17 protein-coding genes and 1 pseudogene are annotated in these 20949 nt (G+C 71.9%); 7 read left to right on the top strand and 11 right to left on the bottom strand.

Annotated elements, in window-relative coordinates; all coding sequences use genetic code 11:
- Positions 1 to 26 precede the first annotated feature (26 nt).
- Together ACSMTC_RS02095 and rox are read left to right on the top strand one after the other, a co-directional pair.
- Positions 27 to 3458: pseudogene (locus ACSMTC_RS02095) on the top strand (type I polyketide synthase); the annotation flags it as partial.
- 566 nt (positions 3459 to 4024) lie between these two features.
- A complete protein-coding gene (gene rox, locus ACSMTC_RS02090; RefSeq protein ID WP_436557894.1) occupies positions 4025 to 5452 on the top strand; it encodes a rifampin monooxygenase in 1428 nt (475 codons plus the stop codon).
- A 37-nt stretch (positions 5453 to 5489) separates the two neighbouring features.
- On the opposite strand, the gene ACSMTC_RS02085 is transcribed toward rox, so the two are convergent.
- Positions 5490 to 6032: a GNAT family N-acetyltransferase gene (locus ACSMTC_RS02085; protein WP_436557893.1), complete on the bottom strand. Its 543-nt coding sequence runs from the start codon at positions 6030 to 6032 to the stop codon at positions 5490 to 5492.
- 848 nt (positions 6033 to 6880) lie between these two features.
- On the opposite strand from ACSMTC_RS02085, the gene ACSMTC_RS02080 reads away from it, so the two are divergent.
- The gene (locus ACSMTC_RS02080; protein ID WP_436557892.1) at positions 6881 to 7267 is read left to right on the top strand and encodes an aggregation-promoting factor C-terminal-like domain-containing protein; all 387 of its coding nucleotides are present in this window, start codon (positions 6881 to 6883) and stop codon (positions 7265 to 7267) included.
- A 65-nt stretch (positions 7268 to 7332) separates the two neighbouring features.
- On the opposite strand, the gene ACSMTC_RS02075 is transcribed toward ACSMTC_RS02080, so the two are convergent.
- A complete protein-coding gene (locus ACSMTC_RS02075) occupies positions 7333 to 8229 on the bottom strand; it encodes a Vgb family protein (RefSeq protein WP_436557891.1) in 897 nt (298 codons plus the stop codon).
- Positions 8230 to 8440: 211 nt separating this feature from the next.
- Between ACSMTC_RS02075 and ACSMTC_RS02070 the strand changes: the two genes are divergently transcribed.
- Positions 8441 to 9133 (top strand): DUF4232 domain-containing protein, encoded by a 693-nt coding sequence (locus ACSMTC_RS02070; protein WP_436557890.1) that lies wholly within the window; start codon positions 8441 to 8443, stop codon positions 9131 to 9133.
- A 388-nt stretch (positions 9134 to 9521) separates the two neighbouring features.
- On the opposite strand, the gene ACSMTC_RS02065 is transcribed toward ACSMTC_RS02070, so the two are convergent.
- Positions 9522 to 10124 carry an HAAS signaling domain-containing protein gene (locus tag ACSMTC_RS02065; RefSeq protein ID WP_436557889.1) on the bottom strand — a complete coding sequence of 201 codons (603 nt, stop codon included), beginning with the start codon at positions 10122 to 10124 and terminating at the stop codon, positions 9522 to 9524.
- Positions 10121 to 10498: a PadR family transcriptional regulator gene (locus tag ACSMTC_RS02060; protein WP_436557888.1), complete on the bottom strand. Its 378-nt coding sequence runs from the start codon at positions 10496 to 10498 to the stop codon at positions 10121 to 10123. Before ACSMTC_RS02060 ends, ACSMTC_RS02065 begins: the two co-directional genes overlap by 4 nt.
- Positions 10499 to 10774: 276 nt before the next feature.
- Between ACSMTC_RS02060 and ACSMTC_RS02055 the strand changes: the two genes are divergently transcribed.
- The gene (locus ACSMTC_RS02055) at positions 10775 to 11668 is read left to right on the top strand and encodes a DUF2268 domain-containing putative Zn-dependent protease (RefSeq protein WP_436557887.1); all 894 of its coding nucleotides are present in this window, start codon (positions 10775 to 10777) and stop codon (positions 11666 to 11668) included.
- 67 nt (positions 11669 to 11735) lie between these two features.
- On the opposite strand, the gene ACSMTC_RS02050 is transcribed toward ACSMTC_RS02055, so the two are convergent.
- The 5 genes from ACSMTC_RS02050 to ACSMTC_RS02030 form a co-directional block, all read right to left on the bottom strand.
- Positions 11736 to 12335 (bottom strand): AAA family ATPase, encoded by a 600-nt coding sequence (locus ACSMTC_RS02050; RefSeq protein ID WP_436557886.1) that lies wholly within the window; start codon positions 12333 to 12335, stop codon positions 11736 to 11738.
- Between the two features lie 108 nt (positions 12336 to 12443).
- The gene (locus ACSMTC_RS02045) at positions 12444 to 13169 is read right to left on the bottom strand and encodes an acyl-CoA thioesterase (protein WP_436557885.1); all 726 of its coding nucleotides are present in this window, start codon (positions 13167 to 13169) and stop codon (positions 12444 to 12446) included.
- Positions 13166 to 13432, bottom strand: coding sequence for a hypothetical protein (locus tag ACSMTC_RS02040; protein ID WP_436557884.1), 267 nt, complete (start codon positions 13430 to 13432; stop codon positions 13166 to 13168). The genes ACSMTC_RS02045 and ACSMTC_RS02040 overlap by 4 nt, the downstream gene beginning before the upstream one ends.
- A gap of 405 nt (positions 13433 to 13837) precedes the next feature.
- Positions 13838 to 14569, bottom strand: coding sequence for a phytanoyl-CoA dioxygenase family protein (locus tag ACSMTC_RS02035; RefSeq protein ID WP_436557883.1), 732 nt, complete (start codon positions 14567 to 14569; stop codon positions 13838 to 13840).
- A gap of 30 nt (positions 14570 to 14599) precedes the next feature.
- A complete protein-coding gene (locus tag ACSMTC_RS02030) occupies positions 14600 to 15760 on the bottom strand; it encodes a methyltransferase (RefSeq protein ID WP_436557882.1) in 1161 nt (386 codons plus the stop codon).
- A gap of 393 nt (positions 15761 to 16153) precedes the next feature.
- Here ACSMTC_RS02030 and ACSMTC_RS02025 point away from each other — a divergent pair, with 393 nt between their 5' ends.
- Positions 16154 to 17494 (top strand): phosphodiester glycosidase family protein, encoded by a 1341-nt coding sequence (locus tag ACSMTC_RS02025; RefSeq protein WP_436557881.1) that lies wholly within the window; start codon positions 16154 to 16156, stop codon positions 17492 to 17494.
- 7 nt (positions 17495 to 17501) lie between these two features.
- Here ACSMTC_RS02025 and ACSMTC_RS02020 read toward each other — a convergent pair whose 3' ends face one another.
- A complete protein-coding gene (locus tag ACSMTC_RS02020; RefSeq protein WP_436557880.1) occupies positions 17502 to 18221 on the bottom strand; it encodes a Clp protease N-terminal domain-containing protein in 720 nt (239 codons plus the stop codon).
- 298 nt (positions 18222 to 18519) lie between these two features.
- On the opposite strand from ACSMTC_RS02020, the gene ACSMTC_RS02015 reads away from it, so the two are divergent.
- Positions 18520 to 19080, top strand: a complete 561-nt coding sequence (locus tag ACSMTC_RS02015) for a DoxX family membrane protein (protein WP_436557879.1) — start codon at positions 18520 to 18522, stop codon at positions 19078 to 19080.
- Between the two features lie 77 nt (positions 19081 to 19157).
- On the opposite strand, the gene ACSMTC_RS02010 is transcribed toward ACSMTC_RS02015, so the two are convergent.
- Entirely contained in the window at positions 19158 to 20903 is a 1746-nt protein-coding gene (locus ACSMTC_RS02010; RefSeq protein ID WP_436557878.1) for an ABC transporter ATP-binding protein, read from the bottom strand.
- Positions 20904 to 20949: the final 46 nt, after the last annotated feature.

Below are 20949 nucleotides of genomic sequence, written 5' to 3'. Positions count from 1 at the left end.
CGACGATTCGAATGGGCAGCGTTCCGATGGCCAATGAAGACAAGCTCCGTGAATACCTCAAGCGTGTCCTGAAGGACCTCGACGATGCCCATGACCGGCTGCGCGACCTGGAGGACAAGGCCCGCGAGCCGATCGCGATCGTCGCCATGGGCTGCCGCTTCCCCGGCGAGGTGAACTCCCCGGAGGACCTCTGGCAGCTGCTGGCCTCCGGCGGTGACGCGGTCTCCGGCTTCCCGGCTGACCGTGGCTGGGACATCGAGGGCCTGTACGACCCGGACCCGGACGCCCAGGGCACCGCCTACACCCGCGAGGGCGGCTTCCTGAACGAGGCCGACCGGTTCGACGCCGCCCTGTTCGGTATCTCGCCGCGCGAGGCGCTCGCCATGGATCCCCAGCAGCGGCTGCTGCTCGAGGTCTCCTGGGAGGCCTTCGAGCGGGCGGGCATCGACCCGGAGTCCCTGCGCGGCAGCCGGACCGGTGTGTTCGTCGGCACCAACGGCCAGGACTACGTACCGGTCCTGATGCGGTCGGCCGAGAGCTTCGAAGGCCACCTCGGCACCGGCAACACCGCCAGCGTGATGTCCGGCCGACTCTCCTACACCTACGGCCTTGAGGGTCCGGCCGTCACCGTGGACACCGCCTGCTCGGCCTCGCTGGTCGCGCTCCACCTGGCGGTGCAGGCACTGCGGACCGGCGAGTGCACGCTGGCCGTGGCCGGCGGCGTCACGGTGATGCCCAACCCCGGCACGCTGATCGAGTTCAGCCGCCAGCGCGGCCTGGCGGCGGACGGCCGCTGCAAGTCCTTCGCCGGTGCCGCCGACGGCACCAACATGGCCGAAGGCGTCGGGCTGCTGGTGGTCGAGCGGCTCTCCGACGCCCAGCGCAACGGGCACCCGGTGCTGGCGGTCGTCCGAGGCTCCGCCGTGAACCAGGACGGCGCTTCGAACGGTCTGACGGCGCCGAACGGTCCGTCCCAGCAGCGCGTGATCAAGCAGGCACTGGCCAACGCCGGACTGACGTCCGACCAGGTGGACGCGGTGGAGGGCCACGGTACGGGCACCACCCTCGGCGACCCGATCGAGGCGCAGGCGCTGCTCGCCACCTACGGTCAGCACCGCCCCGAGGACCAGCCCGTCTGGCTGGGATCAGTGAAGTCCAACCTCGGCCACACCCAGGCCGCCGCCGGTGTCGCGGGCGTGATCAAGATGGTGCTCGCGATGGAGCACGGCATGCTTCCGCAGACCCTGCACATCGACGAGCCCACCTCGCACGTGGACTGGTCGGCGGGCGCGGTCTCGCTGCTGACCGAGGCGCGGCCCTGGCCCGAGACCGGCCGTCCGCGCCGCGCGGCGGTGTCCTCCTTCGGCATCAGCGGCACCAACGCCCACACCATCCTGGAGCAGGCCCCCGCCGAGACCCCCGCCGCCCCTGCGGCGGACGGCCACCTTGCTCCGGCGGTCCTGCCGTGGCTGCTCTCCGGTAAGAACGACGCCGCCCTGCGCGCGCAGGCGGCGCGGCTCCGCGACCGGCTGGCGGCGCAGTCCTCGTCGGTGCCTTCCGACGTGGCCTACTCGCTGGCCACCAGCCGCGCGGCCCTGGACCACCGCGCGGTGGTGATCGCCGAGGACCGGGCCGAGGCGCTCCGCGCTCTGGACGCGCTGGCCTCGGGCTCCTCCGATGCCCAGCTCGTCGTGGGCAAGGCGGCCGAGGGCAAGACCGCTTTCCTGTTCACCGGGCAGGGTAGTCAGCGGGCTGGGATGGGCGCCGAGCTGTACGAGGCGTTCCCGGTGTTCGCTTCGGCTCTGGATGCGGTGTGTGCGGAGCTGGACCGGCATCTGGGGCGTCCGCTGCGTGAGGAGATGTTCGCGGGCGAGCTGCTGGATCGGACGGAGTACACCCAGCCGGCGCTGTTCGCGATCGAGGTGGCGCTGTTCCGTCTGGTGGAGTCGTGGGGTGTGCGTCCGGACTTCCTGGCGGGTCATTCGATCGGTGAGATCGCTGCCGCGCATGTGGCGGGGGTGCTGTCGCTGGAGGATGCCGCTGTGCTGGTGGCTGCTCGTGGCCGGTTGATGCAGGCGCTGCCTTCCGGTGGTGCGATGGTGGCGGTCGAGGCGTCCGAGGGTGAGGTACTGCCGTACGTCACCTATGAGTTGGGGATCGCCGCGGTCAACGGTCCGTCGTCGGTGGTGATCTCGGGTGATGAGCGGGCGGTGCTGGAGGTCGCGGCGGACTGGGAGGCCCAGGGTCGTAAGACCAAGCGGCTCACGGTGAGCCATGCGTTCCACTCGCCGTTGATGGAGCCGATGCTGGCGGAGTTCCGCACCATCGTGGAGGGGTTGGTGTTCCAGGCGCCCCGGATCCCGATCGTCTCCACGCTCACCGGTGACATCACGGACGAGATCCGCACCGCCGAGTACTGGGTGCGGCACGTCCGCGAGGCCGTCCGCTTCCACGACGCCGTCCAGACGCTGGAGCGTGAAGGCGTCCGTACCTTCCTCGAACTCGGCCCCGACGGGGTGCTGTCGGCACTCGGCGAGCACTGCGTCACCGAACCGGCCGCCTTCGCCCCGACGCTGCGTTCGGGCCGTCGTGAGGTGCGGACGCTGACCGCCGCGGTGGCCCAGGCCCAGGTGCGCGGCGCGGCCGTGGACTGGGAGGCGTTCTTCGCCGGTACCGGTGCCCGCCGGGTGGACCTGCCCACCTATGCCTTCCAGCGCCACCGTTACTGGCCGGAGGCGGCCGAGGTCGAGGCTGCGGGCGCCCAACTCGGCACGATGGACGCCGAGTTCTGGGAGCTGGTCGAGCGCGAGGACCTCGACGCGCTGACCACCACCCTGGGCGTCGACGGCGACCTGCCGCTCAGCTTCGCCCTGCCCGCGATGTCCGAGTGGGCCCGCCGCCGGCGCGCGGAACAGCCGAGCGCCACGGACACCGGTGAGTCGGCCATCGACGCGGCGAGCCCGGCCGAACCCCAGCTGCGCGAGCGGCTGGCCGGACTCTCCGAGACCGAGCGCGAGAACCTCGTCCTCGCTCTGGTCAGGGCCGAGGCGGCAGCGGTCCTGGGCTACCCGGGGCCGGAAGAGGTCGATCCGGGGCAGGCGTTCCGTGACCTCGGCCTGGACTCACTGACGGCCGTACAGCTGCGCAACCGCCTCGCCGAACTGACCGGCCTCACGCTGCCGGCCTCGCTGGTCTACGACCAGCCGACGCCCGTGCTGCTCGCGGCCCACCTCCGCGGCGAGCTGGCCTCGGACGGTGCGGCGAACCCCTCCGCCGCCGTGATCGAGGAGCTGGACCGGCTGGAGGCCGCGCTCGCGGCGAGCAGCCCGGACGGTGTCACCCGCGCCCGGATCCAGATGCGCCTGCATGCGCTCGCCACCCGCTGGAGCGAGTCGCAGCCGCTGGTCGATTCCGTACCGGCCGAGCCGGGTGAGCTGGTGGACGTGGAGAGCCTGGACTCGGCCTCGGACGAGGAGCTGTTCGCCTTCATCGACGACAGTCTCGCCTGACCTCCGGCTCCCTGACGGTGGGAGTCCCCGACAGTGGGCAGGGGGTGGCGGCCGACACGGCCGCCACCCCCTGCCCACTGTCCGTTCCGGCCCTGCCACGGCCGGGGCAAACAGCGGAATTGGGATGTCCCGGGCCGGCGTACCGCTCTGTGCGTCGCGACGCCGCTTCGGGAAGAGGCGGCCCGGTCACAGCGGACAACAAGTCGTCCACAGCGGACAACAAATGGCAAAGGCAAGGAGGTTATCCACTCCTTGCCACTCTCAACATATAGCGCACGGGGGGCCTTGCGGCAAGGCCCGGGTCGTGCCGCAGAATGGCCGGCCAGGGCCAGAACCTGCGGAAATGACAGCTGCACGACGTGCAAGCGCATCTGTCGACGCATGGGTTCGCGCGGGACGTCGAACCGCGGACTCGCGCTTCGGTCGCGGGCACTCGGCGCGGAGGTGCGGGTGTGCGTGCCGCCGGACCGCGCGGAGCGGTCGGCCCAAATCCATCTCATTGAACGGGCGTTCTGATGATTGACGTGATCGTGGTCGGCGGCGGACCGACCGGCTTGATGCTGGCCGGCGAGTTGCGGCTGCACGGCGTACATGTGGTCGTACTGGAGAAGTTGACCGAGCCGACCAGGCAGTCCCGAGGGCGCGGCCTGCACGCTCGAAGCGTCGAGCTGATGGACCAGCGCGGCCTGCTGGACCGGTTCCTCGCGGTCAGTGAGAAGTTCCAGGTCGGCGGCTTCTTCGGCGGCGTCCACAAGCCGTGGCCGGAGCGGCTGGACACGGCTCACCCCTACGGTCTCACCACCCCGCAGCCGGTCACCGAGCGGCTGCTCAACGAGCGTGCCCTCGAACTCGGGGCCGAGATCCGGCGCGGCTGCGAAGTGGTCGGACTGAGCCAGGACGAGGACGCGGTGACCGTCGAGCTGGCGGACGGCACGCGGCTGCGCTCGCGCTACCTCGTCGGGTGCGACGGCGGCCGCAGCACGGTGCGCAAGCGGCTCGGGGTCGGTTTCCCCGGCGAGCCCGCCAGGGTCGAGACGCTGCTGGGCGATATGGAGGTGACCGAGGACCCGGCGACGGTTGCCGCCGTCGTCGCGGAAGTCCGCAGGACCCAACTGCGGTTCGGCGCCATCCCCAACGGGGACGGGGTGTACCGCCTCGTCGTGCCCGCCGACGGCGTGGCCGAGGAACGTGCGACCGCGCCGACCCTCGAGGAGTTCAAGAAGCAGCTGCGGGCCTTCGCGGGCACCGACTTCGGCGCTCACTCGCCGCGCTGGCTGTCCCGGTTCGGCGACGCCACCCGGCAGGCCGAGCGCTACCGGGTCGGCCGGGTGCTGCTGGCCGGCGACGCGGCGCACATCCACCCGCCGACCGGAGGGCAGGGGCTCAATCTCGGTGTGCAGGACGCGTTCAACCTCGGCTGGAAACTGGCCGCCGAGGTCAACGGCTGGGCTCCGGAGGGGCTGCTGGACAGCTACCACGCCGAACGGCACCCCGTGGGCGCCCGTGTGCTGGACAACACCCGCGCGCAGATCACGCTGCTGGGTTCCGAGCCGGGTGCGACCGCGCTGCGGGAACTCTTCTCGAAGCTGATGGACTTCGAGGAGGTGAACCGGTACGTGACCGAGATGATCACCGCGGTCGGGGTCCGCTACGACCTCGGCGAGGGCCACGAACTGCTCGGCCGGCGGCTGCGGGACGTGAAGCTGAAGCAGGGCCGCCTCTACCAGCTGATGCACGGCGGCCGCGGACTTCTGCTGGACCAGACCGGCCGGCTCACGGTGGCCGGCTGGGCGGATCGGGTCGACCACGTCATCGACGTCAGTGAGGAGCTGGACGTGCCCGCGGTGCTGCTGCGGCCGGACGGCCACGTGGCATGGGTCGGTGAAGACCAGCAGGACCTGCTCAGCCGGCTGCCACAGTGGTTCGGCGTGGCCGTCGACTGAGCACGCGGTCACGGTCCGAAAGGGCGGGGCCCAGGCCTCAGCGCAGGTCGAGCCACATGGTGACCTCGTCCCGCTCGTCGTCCGGGGCGACCCGGATCGCCCGGGGAGCCCGCCCCACCTCGGTGTAGCCGCAGCGGCCGTAGAACTTCTCAAGGCCGTGTCCGCCGCGCAGGTTCAGCCGCAGACCGCTCAGCCCCCAGCCGCGGGCGATCCGCTCCGCCTCGCCCAGCAGCTCCCGGCCGTACCCCAGGCCCTGGAAGTCCGGGTGGACCATGACCGCCGTGAGCAGCCGCCAGTGGTCCATCAGCGCGAAGCGCATGTCCTTGAAGAAGAGGGAGCCGACCAGCCGCCCGGTCTCCGCCTCGCGGGCGACCAGCAGACGGTCCGGCAGGCCGGGCCCGACGCCCGAGAAGCTCTGCTCCGCGACGGGCCGCACCTCGTCCACCGTCACCCGTGCGGCGAAGCCGACCGCACCGCCGGCGTTGCTGGCGTCCGTCCAGAGCCCGACCAACTCCTCACGCAGTGCGTGGTCCAGCAGAGGGTCCAGAGTGAAGGTCAATGCCATAGGTGCAGATGTCATAGGCGCAGAGCCTACTTGCCTATTACATCTGAGGCAATGGTGTTCTCTGCGGAGACTCGGAGGGCATGGCGGGCTGCTCCCTGCCGGCGGGTGAGTGCGTCCTCCCGTGTCGCTGGGCGCGTCCTCTCGCGCCATTGAACAGGGGAAATACGGTCTCTCGCCGTTAATAGGGGAGCCCTGCGCTCTTCGTCCTGTGTTCGTCCGCGCGCTGTCCGCCCCGCCGTCCGGAGGGTCCGCCGCCAGGCTGTCGTCAGTCCGCCTTCCGGCGGGCCCGTCACTCGCGTCCGGCCTCCAGAACCGGCTCTGCCGAGGTGGCGGATTCGTCCCGGTGTTCCTCGCGAACCGGCCCGATCCGGTGAGGGTCGTCACACCGCCCCGGCGTCCACGACTGCCGATAGTTGATCGCCGAAGGTGCGATGTCCGCCGAACCCCGCCAGTTGACCATGGTCACGCCATTCCGGGTCCGAACCATGTCTTCCGGCCACCCCTGGGCGCTGTCCGCCCAGGTCAGAGGGCATGTCAAAGCTCCGGGAAAATGTCCGATATGTCAGGTTTAGGGATTGGCTCGGTGGGAAACGACGGCTGATCCGCGCCCGTCAAGGCCCCTTCGCCACTACGACGAGGCGTCGTATCAGAGGGTCTTGGCCGCCGAGCCGCAGCTCGCTAAGAATGGCCGAGTCGTCAGAGACCGCGGCTCCTGTCCCGCCGCGGAACAACCCCCTGGCACCGAACGCAGACGCGTCGTCGTGCCGCCGTGGCCCCGCCCAGGCCTACGTGAACCCCTGTCCGGTCACGTGAGCCCTGGAACGGGCGAGGACACGGCCAACCCGATTGAGGTCTCTATCTTCATGCCCGCTTTCCCCGCTCGTATGCGTACCGGTGTCGCCCTGCTCGCTTCCGTCGCCGGTCTGACCGCCCTCGGTGCCGGTCTCGCTCCCGCCGCCTCGGCGGCCACCCCGCAGCAGATCGCCGCGCAGCTGGTCCCCGCCAACCAGCTGGCCTCCTTCAGCCAGATCATCTCCCACGAGTCCAGCTGGAACGTGACGGCCGTCAACCCGTCCTCCGGCGCCTACGGCCTGGCCCAGGCGCTGCCGGGCTCCAAGATGGCCTCCGCCGGTGCCGACTGGCGTACCAACCCGCGGACCCAGATCAAGTGGGCCCTGGACTACATGAACACCCGCTACGGCAGCCCGAACGCCGCGTGGGCCTTCTGGCAGACCCACCACTGGTACTAAAAACCCCGGTACCAGCACCGAAGGGGCCCTGACGGCACTGCCGTCAGGGCCCCTTCGGCCTGCTCTCAGACCTGCAGCCGCGCGATGGCCCCCGTCTCCAGCGCGACGTAGAGCGCTCCGTCCGCGCCGATGGCCAGGCCGTGCGGCTCGGAGCCGGGGCTCGGCAGGGCGTACTCCTCGATCCGCCCGCCGGCGGTCAGGGATCCGACGCTGTTGCCGCTCCACTGGGTGAACCAGCAGGTGCCCGCCGAGTCGACGGTGATCGCGTGAGGGCGGGCCGAGCGGTCCGGCAGCGGGAACTCCTCGATCGTGCCGTCCGGGTCGATCCGTCCGATCTGGCCCGCGCCGATCTCCACGAACCACAGCCCGCCGTCGGTGCCGGCGGTGAGGCCCACCGGGGCGGCCTGCGGAGTGGGCAGCGGGTGGAGCGTGACCTCTCCGCCGGGCTCCATCCGGCCGATCGCGTTCCCCTGGTTGAGGGTGAACCAGAGCGCACCGTCGGGACCGGCGGTGATCGCCGACGGGAAGACGTGCCGGGCGGGGAGCGGGAACTCCGTGACCTGGCCGTCCGTGGTGATCCGCCCGATCCGGTCGGCGTTGGTCAGGGTGAACCAGAGAGCGCCGTCGGCGGCGGCCGTGATCCCGAACGGGCCGCCCTCCGGGGTGGGGAGGGCGAACGAGACCGACTCGCCGTCGGTGGTGATCCGCCCGATCCGGTGGTCCCGGTACCGGGTGAACCACAGCGCGCCGTCCGGGCCCGGCGTGATCACCGTCGGCCCGCAGTCCGCCGAGTCCAGCTCGAACTGCTCGCACACGCCGTCGGGAGTCAGCCGTGCGATCCGGCCGGCGTGGACCAGGGTGAACCAGAGCGCGCCGTCCGGACCGGCGATGATGCCGTAGGGCCCCGCCGTCGCCTCGGCGACCGAAATCTCGGTGATCACATGAGTTTGAGTGGACGTCATACGGTCTTCCTCCCGATCGGTCGGCCGCCCCCGAGTCGGCCGTGTGCCGAGCGTAGCCCCTGCCCAGGCCACCGCCCCGGCCGGGGCGTGCGGCGGTCCGGCCGTGGGCTCGTGCCGTTACACGGTCCTCACAATCGGCCTAGAACCGTGGTGGCGGATAAGGCGTGGGTAAAGGGCGAGTGCTGAGCCGATCAACTCACTGGAGGGGACCATGAATCCGCGTCCGTCCCGATTCGCCGCCGCCGTCGTCACGGTGGCCCTGCTCGGTCTGGGGGCCACCGCCTGCTCGGGGGAGAGCGCATCAGGCGCCACACCGGCGGGCGGCTCCCAGCCGCCTGCTCCCGCTTCCGCCGGCGGCCGGAGCACCGGTGAGGCGGTGGAGAAGACTGGTGCGGCCAAGGCGACCTCCCCGGCGGCCACGCACCCGGGCGCGCGCGGCGCGAGCGGGACTCCGGCCGCCACCCAGCGGTGCCACACCGACGAGCTGCGCGCCGACGTCCAACTCCAGCCGGACCGGCCGGGATCCGCGATGGTGATGCTGGTGAACAAGGGCTCCCGGACCTGTACCGTGTACGGCTATCTCGGCTACGGCGGGCTGCTGGCCGACAACAGCAGGGTCGAGGTGCCCACCACCCGGGTGCCGTACCCCGGTCCGTCGGTCCAGGCCGTCCTGAAGCCCGGCACCACCGCCTTCTCCGGCCTGGCCTGGTCCGCCTGTGACAAGGCCGACCCCAGCTGCAAGGTGCTGGCCGGCCTGGTGGTGACCCCGCCGAACGAGACCACCCAGCTCACGGCCCAGGTGATCGGCGTGGACGGGCAGCAGGTCCCGCAGCTGCTGGTCTCCTCCGCCGGCCTGCGGGTCGGCTCCCTGCAGCCCTCCAACGAGGGCGTCCTGCTGCCGTAGCACCCGGCAGGGGAGGCCCCGGGAACACCACCCGGGCCTCCCCGTTCGCGGTCGGCGACTTGGCGGGTGTCCCCTCGGGAGCGCCCAACCCGGCCTGCCGGCTGAGGATTTGACGGATCCGATGCCAGCCTGGCGCCCGGTCGCTTCGGGCGGCCGGTGCGGTCGCAAGCCCGCGTCGAAGTCCGTAACACCGGGTGAACCGGTCCGGATGTCGGCGGCCGGCCGCGCGTACAGCCGGGCCGCGGTGGAGCCCTCCGAGCCCGGGGCGATGCCGGATGCCCGGTGGTTCCGCTCCGGTGCGGCGAGCTCCCGGTAGGTGCCGTCCGGGCCTACGCGCAGGCCGAGTTCACCGATCCGGCAGGTGACGGAGACGTTCCCGCGGATGGGGTCAGGCTGTGACGGCGCCGGTGCGAAGGCGGGCGGCGGAGCGGGCGAGCCGAAACGCCGCGAGGAGGGGAAGGCAGAAGCCCGCCGGCCAGGCGGAAAGGAGCATGGACGGGGTCAGGCCGGCCGAGGACGCGGCGAGGGCGGCGGCGGCCAGTGGCGTGACCACTACCGGTGAGACGAAGAGCAGGGTCGCCCACTTCTTGTCCCGCCTGGTCCATTGCGGGGACTTCCAGACCCGGATCAGGGCGGTGACGGCCGTGGCCAGCGCGAGGACGGGCCCGAGGACCGGGACGAGGAGCAGTGGTAGCGGAAGGAGCGCGAGGGCCAGGGTGAGGGTGGTGCGGCCGGAGCTCTCCGGCTCGGGGCACGCCTGGCCCTCCTCGGCGAGCGCGGCGGCGGCGATCTCCCGCGGGTGGCCCAGGCGGTTCAGGACCTGTCGTACCGCCTCCTCGTCGGCGGGGTCGAAGTCCGCCAGTGTGACCTCGATGTGCTCGCGAAGGTCCGCCAGCAGTTCGCGGCGGCGCTCCTCGGGCAGGGGGGCGGTGTGCCGGGTGAGCTCGTCGAGGTAAGCGCGGACCAGCGGGTGCTCGATGGGGTTGTTCACGGGTTCTCTCCTGGGGCGAGGACGTGGTCGACGGCTGCGCGGAAGGCGGGCCACAGCGTGGTGAACTCCTCCAGCGCACCGCGACCGGCGGCGGTGAGGGTGTAGTAGCGGCGCGACGGGCCACTGGCCGAGTCGCGCAGGAAGGTGTCGGCGAGCCCGGCGCGGCGCAGTCGGGACAGCAGGGGGTAGATCGTGCCCTGGCTGGTCGCCAGCATCGGGAACCGGCCCAGCTCCTGCAGCAGCTCCACCCCGTAGCGCGGGCCGTCCCTCAGCAGCGCCAGCACGCAGTACTCCAGTACCCCCTTGCGCAGCTGAGTGGCCACCGACCCGTCCGCCGCGCCGGGGCCGTCAGTGTCTGTTGTGCCAGGTACCATGCAAAGCAAGATAGCATGCGGAACAAGATAGCTCGACGCTTTCGGGCGCGCGGTGACTCGCGCCGCTACAGCCAAGTGACAGGTGGGGCGCCATGGTTGGGAAGAAGTGACGGGCTGTCCGGTAGCCGCTGCGCCTCTTCGGCAGGCCGCAGGGCCACGGTCGGCCGGGCGCCGGCCCCGGTCGGTCGGCGCACCGTGCGGTGCGCACCGGCCGCCATGACCGGACGTCAAGGCGGCTTGACTCTCACGTAACGTGAGGTCCTACGGTCCCGTGTCATGAAGATTGTTGTTCATGACACGGCGTCAGCGATGATTGATCTCCTGCAGCGGCCACTGGAGCAACGGCCGGACGCCCTGAGGGAGATGCTCAGCCCGCTCCAGAGTGTGATGTCCGAGGTCATGGGTGATGTCGACCTGGTCCGGACGCACCAGCAGCTGGGCAGCGGCTTCCGGCTCGACCGTGAGGACGAACGGTATCTGCCCGCCGTGCGGCGGATGCGGGACGCGGGCGTGTGGAGCCGGACCGAGGAGTGCCTCGCCGCCGCGTGGGAGCGGATCGGCGGTGCGGTGCCCGGCATCAGGCACGCCGAGACCGTGCACGTCGTCGTGGTGCTCGGCAACCCCGACGACGACCACCTGACGGGCCGAAGCGCCGGATATTTCGGTATGGGCGGCATCCCGGGCGCGATCCACCTCACGATGTGGCCCACCGAGACGTCTCTGGAGAAGGCCGGCTACGCCGCTGCGCACGAGCTCCACCACAACGTGCGCTACTCCAACGTGGTGTGGAACCCGATGACCGTCACGGTCGGCGAATGGGTCGTCTCCGAGGGACTGGCCGAGGCGTTCGTCCGGGAACTGGCCGGCGAGCAGGCCATGGGACCGTGGTCGAAGGCGCTGACCGGCGCCGAACTCGACCGCGTCCACGCGAGGATCACCGCCGACATCGACGTGGCCGGGATGCACAACGCGACCGCTTACGTCCTCGGCGACGCCACCGCGCAGATCATGGGGCAACAGCCCCTGGGACTGCCGGACTTCGCCGGGTACGCGGCGGGACTGCGGATCGTGGACGCGCACCTGGCGGCCACCGGGCTGACCGCGGCCGAGAGTACCGCGCTGCCGGTGCGCGAGATCCTCATGAACGCGGGTGTGCCGACCAGCGCTTGACCCGTCATCGGCGGAGAGGGGCACCAGCCGGGCGCGCGGCAGCCGTCAGGCGCCTCGATGGCCGGGGTCAGCCGGACAGGGCCTGCCGGATCCGCTGGGAGAGGGTGTCCCACGGGCGGCAGTTCACCACCGGCAGCGCATGGAGTTCGGCCTCCCCGGCCAGCCAGCGCGAGTACCGGACGCTGACGTCCGCCCGACGGCTCTGGTCGCCGCCCTCCGGCTCGCGTTCGGCGTAGTTGGCGGTGACCCGGGCGGTGTCCTCCTCGTGCAGGAACACCGCCCGCACGCTGCGGCCCGCCGCCGCGCTCTCCCGGATCGCCCGGACCGCGGCGGCCGGGGTGAGGTAGTCACCCTCGACCACCGCGGGCACGTCGATCGTCAGCCGGTTGCGGACGACGCCGAGTACGGCGGGCTCCAGTGCGTTCGCGGTGGCGATCTGCAGCTCCACCACCCGCTCGGAGTCGAGCCGGGAGGCGTCGGAAACGTCGTCGAAGCGGTGCAGGCCCGGGTGCTGTTCGGCGGTGGTGATGGTCTGGACGGCGCTCACCACGTCGTCGAACTCCACGATGAACGCCCCGGACTCCCGGGCGAGTTGTGCGGCCACCCGGCTCTTGCCCACACCCGAGGCACCGCCGAGAAGAAGTACGTCCCACTGCGTGTTGCTCACGCGCTCGACGCTACCGCACCGCCGCAGCGCGCCTGCCGCCACCCCCGGACCGCAAGACCCGGGGGACGACCGCAGCTCGGCCCACCCGAGCCGCTTCGGGCCGCCCGGCTACGGGCGGGGACCGGACTGGCTCAGTGGCCGGTCGGTCCGGGCGGGGGACAGGGGCCTGCCCCACGGGATCGGCGCATGGGCGCCGATCCGCCGGTAGTCGCGGTCACGGACCCAGGAGCGCTGCTGGCCGTGTGCGACCTCGCGCTCACCGTGCGGACCGGCGAGCACCGAGCAGCGCGGGCGGCCACCGGACTCACCGGGTGCGCCCACCGCCGATGTCTCCAACTCCCGGACCTCCACCGGGTTCTGCTCGTGCTGCGCGGCGGCGGCGTGCGGAGCGGGGAGGTGGGGGTCGCCGGCCGGCAGGTAGGCGGACAGGAACAGGCGTTCCGCGTGGCTCAGCACGCGCGATCGGCCGGAGGCCCGGTCACGCGCGACCACGACCGTGCGGGCGGTCATATAGACCATCGGACCCCGGCAGACATCCACCCGGACGTGCGCGGAACTGCGTCCCAGTCGTTCCACCGTCAGCCGGACCTCCAGCGGCTCGGGTCGGTGGTGCAGCTGCTCCAGGTAATCGATCTCGTGGCGCGCGATCAGGAATCCGGCCGGGAAAAGCGATTCCCGGGCTGCCTTGGCATGGTGGTGGAACAGGTCGTGAATTCCCTCCTGGATGTACGAGACCAGGCGGGCGTTGTTGATGTGGCCGTTCTCGTCGACGTCACCCCAGCGGGTGGGGCAGCGCAGGACGTGAGCGTTCGGGCTGGGGGAGAGAGTGCTCACTGCTTCTTCCGCCCGGCATTGCCGTGGCCCCCGGCCGACGAGGTGAGCAGCGCCCGCCGGAGCCGGGCGTGGTACCCCGAATGCTCGGCGGCCATCTCCCCGGCGGTCCAACCTTCTTCGGCTGCCTCGGCCGCAGTGCGGACGACCAGGGCGTCGAGCGCTCCGTCCACGGTCCGGCAGAGCTCGGCGACGGCGGCGAACCGCTCACGTACGCCTCCACCCGCGGCCCTGGACCTGCCAGGGAACGCCGTGAGCGCGTCCACCGCGAACTGCAGACCGTCAGAGGCAGTCGACCCAAGTCCGGGTCGGCAATCGTGCACAACATCTCCTGAAGTGATGGATAGCTGGAACGGCTGGACCCGGTCGCTGCACTGGATTCCCCCGGACCCGCCCTTGCGGGAATTACGTTATCCCAATCCGGCACTCTGTCGGGAGTTCTGTGCGAGGATTGGACAGATTGCCTGCTTCTGGAGTAGTGGAATAACGTCCGGGCTGGCCTTCTTATGGTCTGATCCGATGCGACTATCGGCAAGTGGACTGCTTTTCTGGTTTTCCGCTCCGGGAATCTCGAACATATGCCGGATATCTTTGAGGAGCGTTCGAAAACCCCGTTTCGATCGCGCCCGGGATCCTCCGGTGGTCGGACGTGCCCGGCTCGGCCGGTCCGGTCAGCCGGCGGTCTCACACACCGCGTCGTAGTCCAGCCACGGGTCCTGCAGGAAGTCGCGCCAGCGAGGGTCGTGGCCGGTCCGCTTCACCCGGAAGTAGACCGCGCGCCGCGTCGTCTCGGAGGTGTTGCCCCCGACGTTGTGGCCGAGCAGGAAGTGCGCCAGCAGGAGGTCCCCGGCCCGGCCGTGGACCTGCTCCGGCTCGGGCAGCCGGATCGGCGGGTAGCCGCCCGCCGCGAGGAACGCGTCCGGTCCGTGCTCGCGGAAGTACTCCGCGTGCGTCAGATGGGTCCCCGGCCACACCCACAGGTTTCCCCCGTCATCGTGGAGCTGGTCGGACATCAGCACCCCGGCGAGCATGGTGAACGTCCCGGGGCGGCCGTCCGGCTCGGGCGGGAACCCGTCGAGGTGGTGCATGCCCGGGCGGTGCGGGAACGGCGGGATGTTCAGTGACACCTGCACCTGCCAGGGCACCTCCAGCGTTCCCGGCCCGGTGAGCGACTCCGCGATCCCGAACGCCGGACTGTCCGTCAGCAGCGCTGCCAGCGCCGGTGTCCCGACGGTCTCGCGGAAGTAGAAGTGCGACCCTCGCACCTCGGGACCCGGCGGCTCACCTTCGAGAAGTTCGTCGATCACCCGCGACGCCGAGTCCACCAGCTCCCGCGGCACCACCTTCGGCAGCACGAGAAAGCCCCGTTCGGCGAACTCCGCCAACTGCTCCTGATTCAGCACGGCCGCCACCGTAGACCGGCCCGCCACCCGTCAGCCATCCGTTTTCCCGGTGCCGGCGGACGGGGCCAGCCGCCACAGCGAGGTGACCTCCGCGGCACGGGCCGTATGCAGTGGGTCGGTGGTGTCCCGGGAACGCGGATGCCGAGGGCGGGTGTCGATCCGGTCCAGTATCCGCAGGCCGGCCGAGTCGAAGGCGGACAGCAGCTCGCCGCGCGTCCGCAGCCCGAGCCGCTCGGCCAGGTCCGACAGGACCAGCCAGCCCTCACCGTCCGGTTCGAGGTGGCCGGCCAGCCCGGTCAGGAAGCCGCGCAGCATCCGGCCGTCCGGGTCGTAGACGCCCTGCTCGACGGCGGATGTCGGACGGGCGGGGAGCCAGGGCGGGTTGCACACGACGAGTGCGGCGCGACCGTCCGGGTACAGGCCGCCGTCCACCACCTCGACCCGCCGGGCGAGGCCGAGGCGGTGGACGTTCTCCCGGGCACAGGCGAGGGCACGCGGGTTGATGTCGGTGGCCGTGACCCGGTCGAATCCACGGCGGGCCAGCACCGCCGACAGCACACCGGTCCCGGTGCCGAGGTCGAACGCGGTACGGGGCGCGGTGCCGCGTACCACCGCCGCGGGGAGCGGCGCCCGGGCCACCAGATCCACGTACTCGCCGCGGGTGGGGGAGAAGACCCCGAAGTGCGGGTGGATCCTTGAGCCGAGAGCGGGTATCTCCACCCCCTTGAGGCGCCACTGATGTGCCCCGATCACCCCCAGCAGCTCGGTGAGCGGGACCACGGTCGGCGCGTCCGGAGGGCCGTAGGCCTCCGCACACGCCTGGCGGACGTCCGGGGCCCGGCGCAGCGCCAGGGAGTGGTCCTCCGCCAGCGGGACCAGCAGCCGGCCGAGCACCCGGGCGCGGTGACCGCGCGCCCGGCGGTGCAGCCGGAAGGCCTCGGCGGCGGAGGCGGCCGGGGGCAGGGGTTTCCGGTCGAGGCGGCGGCCCATGGCCCGCAGCAGCTGCCGGGCGCCCGGAAAGTCGCCCTGCCACAGCAGCGCGGTGCCCTCGCAGGCGAGTCGGTGGGCGGTGGCGGCCTTCATGCCGTCATCGGCCACCGCTACGCGACGGGGGAGCGGCATTCCGCTCTCGGAGTGCCAACGGGCGGATCGTGGTGCGTTGTTGACGTCGGTCCTGTGGATCGTGGACATCGAGGACTCCTCGTGATCGAACGTGCGGGGCACGAAGAGCACTTCGACGAGGAGCGAGGAGCGAGCAGAACAGGCAGCAGGGCCCGAGCCGCGACTCGGGTGGACACCTCAGGCAGACAGGGCTACCGCTCCCGCGTCGAAGTGCGCGGGGAGGAATCGCCGAGAACCATGCCGAGTGTCATGAGCTGCCCTTTCACAGGAGACGGCGAAGAGAGTGGCACACCGGTCGATCCTCCGGCAAGCCGAAAGGCGCCGTGGCCCGCAGCTCGCTGACTCGGCGTCACTCGCGGTCCGTTCGCTGCTGAAACCTGCCACGCCTCCCTGTGGGTGGAGCCGGGGGTGTGAGCGTCGCGCCTATTAGTGGTGCCATATGGTTTTCAGCACAGTGACCCCATGAGGCCCGTCCCCCATGCCGCTGCCGCCTTCCTGTTCGTCGTCCTGAGCACGTCCCTCGACCCGCTGCCCGTGCCGCTCCCCTCGGCGGACGGTCGGGTGGTCTCGTCCGGGCCCGCCGCTGTGCCGCTGGCGCTACCCGTACCGGTCGCCGCGCCAGCCGCCGCGCCCGCCAGGCCGGCGCCGGAGGAGCCCTACACCGCCCCGGACGAGGGCCGCTTCGGAGCGCCGGAGCAGGTGGTGCCGGGTGTGGAGTACCGGTCCTTCACCGCACCGAGCTCCCATGGCGGCACGCGCGTCCACCTGCTGACGGTGGATCTGCGGCACCCGGGGGTCCGGGCCGGGCTGCTGTTCCCGGGCGCGGTCTCCTCCGGGTCGCCGGTGGCGGGGATGGCGGCGGAGCGGGGCGCGGTCGGCGCGATCAACGGCGACTTCTTCGACATCAGTGAGGAGCAGCACCCGGGGGTGGAGGCGACCGGCGCCCCCTCGGGCCCGATGGTGCTGGACGGGCGGCCGCTGAAGGCCGCGGTGCCGCAGGGGCAGCGGTTCGGCTGGACGCCGCCGGAGGGGGACAGCAGCGAGGACGTGTTCGGGGTCGGGACGGACGGCCGGGCGCGGACCGCCCGGCTCACACTGCGCGGCCGGGTTAGTACGCCCAAGGGCACGCTGGACCTCCGCGGGCTCAACCAGTACGCCCTGCCGGTGGACTCGATCGGCGTGTTCACCCCGCAGTGGGGGTCGGCCTCGCGTGCCCGCGCGGTCTGCGGGAACGACGAGAACCGTGCCGCGCCGTGCACGGGGGAGGTCTACGAGGTGACGGTACGCCAGGGGAAGGTCGTGTCGGTGTCCGAGGCGCCGGGCCGGGGTGCGATCCCGCAGGACGCGGTGGTGCTGCTGGGGCGGGAGGCCGGCGCCCGAGCGCTGCGCGGGCTGGCACCCGGCACCCCGGTCACGGTGGACTACGCCCTCGAGTCCAGCGCCGGGGTGCCGTTCGCCTTCGCGCTCGGCGCTTACCCGCTGGTCCGCGGCCACGCGCCGCTGCCGGGCCTGGACACCGAGGTGGCGGAGCCCCGTACGGCGATCGGGATCGCCGCGTCGGGACGCGTACTGCACCTGCTGTCCACCGACGGGCGGGAGAACGCTTCCAGTGGCCTGACCGTCGGTGAACTCGCCGAGCTACTGCGGTCGTTGGGCTGTGCGGACGGCGCCTATCTGGACGGCGGCGGGTCCGCCACCCTGGCGACCCGCGACCCGGGCGGCGGCCGGGTGCGAGTCCGCAACAACCTGGACCGGGGTCAGGAGCGATCGGTGCCCAACGGCATTGCGGTATTCGCTGGTTGACGGTCCGTCAGTCCGAGGAGTGCGCTGCGGGGAGGTGGGCCTCGGTGGCGGCCTTGGTGAGGCCGAGACCGCTGAGCGGGCCGGTGCTGTGCTCCAGTTCGAGCAGGGCCAGCAGGATGTGCTCGGTCCCGACGTGGTTGTGGCCGGTCCGCAGGGCCTCGCGGAAGGTGAGTTCGAGGGCCTTGCGCGCCTGGCCGTCGTAGGGGATGAGGTCGGGCACCCGGTCGGCGGCCGGGGGCAGTGCGGCGGTCACGGCCCGGCGGACGGCGTCGAGTGCGACGCCCTGCGCGGTGATGGCCCGGGCGGCGGGTGCCTCGGGCTCGCCGAGCAGGCCGAGGGTCAGGTGGAGGGGGCCGATCTCGTCGTTGCCCGCGGCGTGGGCTTCGTTCTGGGCCGAGATGACGACGTTGCGGGCCTCCTCGGTGAACCGGCTGAAGCCCTGGCTCGGATCGAGGTCCGACGGCTCGCCGGGGTCCTTGGGGACGAAGCGCTTCTGTGCGGCCTGCCGGGTGACCCCCATGCTCCGGCCGATGTCGGTCCAGGAGGCGCCCGAGCGCCTGGCCTGGTCGACGAAGTGGCCGATCAGGTGGTCGGCGATGTCGCCGAGGTGGTCCGCCGCGATGACCGCGTCGGACAGCTGGTCGAGCGCGTCGGAGTGGGTCTTCTTGATGGCCTCGATCAGGTCGTCGAGGCGGACGGGAACGCTGGTGCGGATCGGATTGCCCATAGTGTCAACCGTAGGTTGACGCTTCTGTGCTGTCAACCAGAAGTTGACACCTCTTCGGGGAATCCGTTCCTCGGACTGCCCCGTAGTAGATACAGACGTTGCCGGATCACGGCTTCCCTCCTCGGAGGGTTAGCGATGAGACGCGCGGGTTCCTTCGGTGAGGCGGTGTCAGTCCGGCTGTTCCGAACCCGGTCGACGGCGGCCCGAGCCGCGCCCGACCGACCCGATCTGCGCGTCGGCGCCCCTGGAGACGACCGCCGCTCGCGGCGGTGGCGGCGCGCGGGAGGAGTGCTTCGCCATGAAACCGAGTGTCGAGCGGCTGTGGGCCGCTCCGCGCCCCGCCGCCGTCTCCGCGCACGCGCCACCGGTGTCCGCCGCCGATCTCGCCCTGCTGGTGCTCCGGCTGGCGCCGCTGCTGGTGGCCGGCCACGGCGCCCAGAAGCTCTTCGGGCTCTTCGGCGGGCACGGCCTGGGCGCCACCGCCAAGAGCTTCGAGGCCCTGGGCTACCGTCCCGGGGTTCTCTTCGCCGCGCTGGCAGGCGCTTCGGAGCTCGGCGGCGGCCTGTGCCTGGCCCTCGGGCTGTTCACCCCGCTGGCAGCCGCGGCCGTGGTCGGGGTGATGGTCAACGCGATGGCCGTCACCTCGGGGCACGGCCTGTGGGACGACGAGGGCGGTCTGGAGTACCCGCTGTGTCTGTCGCTGATCGCGATCGCCCTGGCCGGCACCGGCCCCGGACGCCTGGCGCTGGACCGCCCGTTCCGCTGGGGCCAGGGCGGGTGGTGGGGCATGGCCACCGCCCTGGGGCTCGGCGGTGCCGGCGCCGCCGGGGTGCTGGCCCTGCAGGGAGTGACCCTCTAGCCGCGCACGGGGACTCCGGGCAGGTGACTCGCCGCGGTGCGGGAGGATCCGTAGGGGGAAGATCCGTGCGGGGAGGATCACAAGACCCGGCCGACGCCCGGAAGCTCGCGGGCGTCGGCCCGGCCCAGCCAGAGGATGCGGTCGGCGGTACGCGCGAACACCAGGTCATGCGTGATCAGGACCGTGGTGCGCCCGGCCATCAGCTGCCGCAGCGGTGCGATCACCTTTTCGGCGGAGCGGTCGTCCAGTCCCGCGGTGGGTTCGTCCAGCACCAGCACGGGCGTGCCGCGCAGGAAGGCCCGGGCGATCGCGATCCGCCGGTACTGCCCGCCGGAGAGCTGGAAGCCGTCACGGCCGATCTCGGTGCGGTAGCCGTCCGGCAGTTCGGTGACGAAGCCGTGCGCGTCGGCCGCCCTGGCCGCCCGTTCGATCTCGGCCTGCGAGGCGCCCGGCCGGCCGTAGGCGATGTTCTCGCCGATGCTGCCGTGGAACACCGCCGTCTGCTGGGGAAGCAGCGTCACGGCCCCGCGCACCGAGTGCAGGGTCAGCTCCCGGAGGTCCACCCCGTCGAGGCGCACCGTGCCGTGGTCGGGGTCCAGGAAGCGGACCATCAGCTTGGCGAGCGTGGTCTTGCCGCAGCCGCTCGGTCCCATCACCGCCAGAACCTCGCCCGGGCCGATCTCGAAGCTGAGGTCCGCCAGCAGCGGCGGGCCCGAGCTGCCGGGGTAGGAGAAGCGGAGGTGCTCGCAGGAGAGCCGCCCGGCGACCGTGCGCGGCTCGCGGGCACCCGGGCGTTCGAGCACCGGACTCGGGGTGTCCAGCAGTTCCAGGATGCGCTCGGCCGAGGCGCCGGCGGTGCCGAGCACCGATGCCAACTCCGAGAGCTCCCTGGCCGGTTCGAAGAGCTGGGCGGTGAACGCGGCGAAGGCCAGCAGTCCGCCCAGGCTCAGTACACCGCGCTCCAGCTCGTACGCGCCGATGCCCACCACGGCGAGACCGGTGAGCACTTCCAGCACATTGAGGAACGGCGGGTACAGCTCGGCGAGCCGCGCGCCGGCCAGCTCGGCGTCCATCAGCGCCCGGCCCTCGCGCCGGACCCGCTCGACCTCGCCGGCCTCCTGGCCGCAGGTACGGGCGAGTTCCGAGTTGCGCAGGCTCTCCTCGATCACCGCGCTGACGCCGCCCGCCCGGCGCTGGGCCACCCGCTCGCGCGCCAGCAGCCGTCGGCCGAAGAAGCGCGCCGAGGCCCAGAACAGCGGGGCCATGGCCAGTGCGGCGAGCGCGAGCGGCCAGCTCAGGTACACCGCGGCCGCCGCGAACAGCAGCAGCCCGAACAGCGCCGAGCCGCCCTCGACCAGCCCGGAGACGACCAGCTGCTCCACGGCGGCGACGTCCCGGGTGAGCCGGGAGACCACATCGCCGGGCCGGCGCCGCGCCAGGGTGTCCGGCGGCAGGGTGTGCAGATGGGCGACGGTCGCGGTGCGCAGCCGCAGCATGAACCGCTCGGCGGCGCGGCAGGCGCCGTAGCCGCCCGCGAAGGTGAGCAGCGCGGCGCCGCTGGCCGTGCCGAGCATGGCCAGCGCCAGCGGCCAGAAGCCCGAGAACCGCCGTGGGACCAGGACCTGGTCGATCAGGTCCTTGAACAGCCAGACCGACACCAGCTCCCCGAAGCTCCCCGCCACCAGCAGCAGGGCGCTGACCGCCAGCAACGGCGCGTCGGGGCGCGCCCACGGCCAGAACCGACGGAAGACCACTCGCGCGGGGACCGCGGGCGAGGGCGCGACCGGTCCGTCCGCAGCGGACGCGGGTGCCGAAGACTCCAAGACGCCGCCTCCGTCGCAGCGGGCGGGGGCCGGCCGGCTCGCGGTC

The sequence above is a fragment of the Kitasatospora sp. HPM-01-4 genome (assembly GCF_051374625.1).
Lineage (GTDB): Bacteria > Actinomycetota > Actinomycetes > Streptomycetales > Streptomycetaceae > Kitasatospora.
This window is presented reverse-complemented; position numbering and strand designations above follow the sequence as displayed.

Excerpts from the sequence above, each read along its gene's own strand:
- ACSMTC_RS02015 (WP_436557879.1), top strand. The coding sequence starts at position 18,520 with ATGAAACCGAGTGTCGAGCGGCTGTGGGCCGCTCCGCGCCCCGCCGCC.
- ACSMTC_RS02085 (WP_436557893.1), bottom strand. The coding sequence starts at position 6,032 with ATGACATCTGCACCTATGGCATTGACCTTCACTCTGGACCCTCTGCTG.
- ACSMTC_RS02080 (WP_436557892.1), top strand. The coding sequence starts at position 6,881 with ATGCCCGCTTTCCCCGCTCGTATGCGTACCGGTGTCGCCCTGCTCGCT.
- ACSMTC_RS02055 (WP_436557887.1), top strand. The coding sequence starts at position 10,775 with ATGAAGATTGTTGTTCATGACACGGCGTCAGCGATGATTGATCTCCTG.
- rox (WP_436557894.1), top strand. The coding sequence starts at position 4,025 with ATGATTGACGTGATCGTGGTCGGCGGCGGACCGACCGGCTTGATGCTG.
- ACSMTC_RS02075 (WP_436557891.1), bottom strand. The coding sequence starts at position 8,229 with ATGACGTCCACTCAAACTCATGTGATCACCGAGATTTCGGTCGCCGAG.
- ACSMTC_RS02070 (WP_436557890.1), top strand. The coding sequence starts at position 8,441 with ATGAATCCGCGTCCGTCCCGATTCGCCGCCGCCGTCGTCACGGTGGCC.
- ACSMTC_RS02025 (WP_436557881.1), top strand. The coding sequence starts at position 16,154 with ATGAGGCCCGTCCCCCATGCCGCTGCCGCCTTCCTGTTCGTCGTCCTG.
- ACSMTC_RS02030 (WP_436557882.1), bottom strand. The coding sequence starts at position 15,760 with ATGTCCACGATCCACAGGACCGACGTCAACAACGCACCACGATCCGCC.
- ACSMTC_RS02060 (WP_436557888.1), bottom strand. The coding sequence starts at position 10,498 with ATGGTACCTGGCACAACAGACACTGACGGCCCCGGCGCGGCGGACGGG.
- ACSMTC_RS02020 (WP_436557880.1), bottom strand. The coding sequence starts at position 18,221 with ATGGGCAATCCGATCCGCACCAGCGTTCCCGTCCGCCTCGACGACCTG.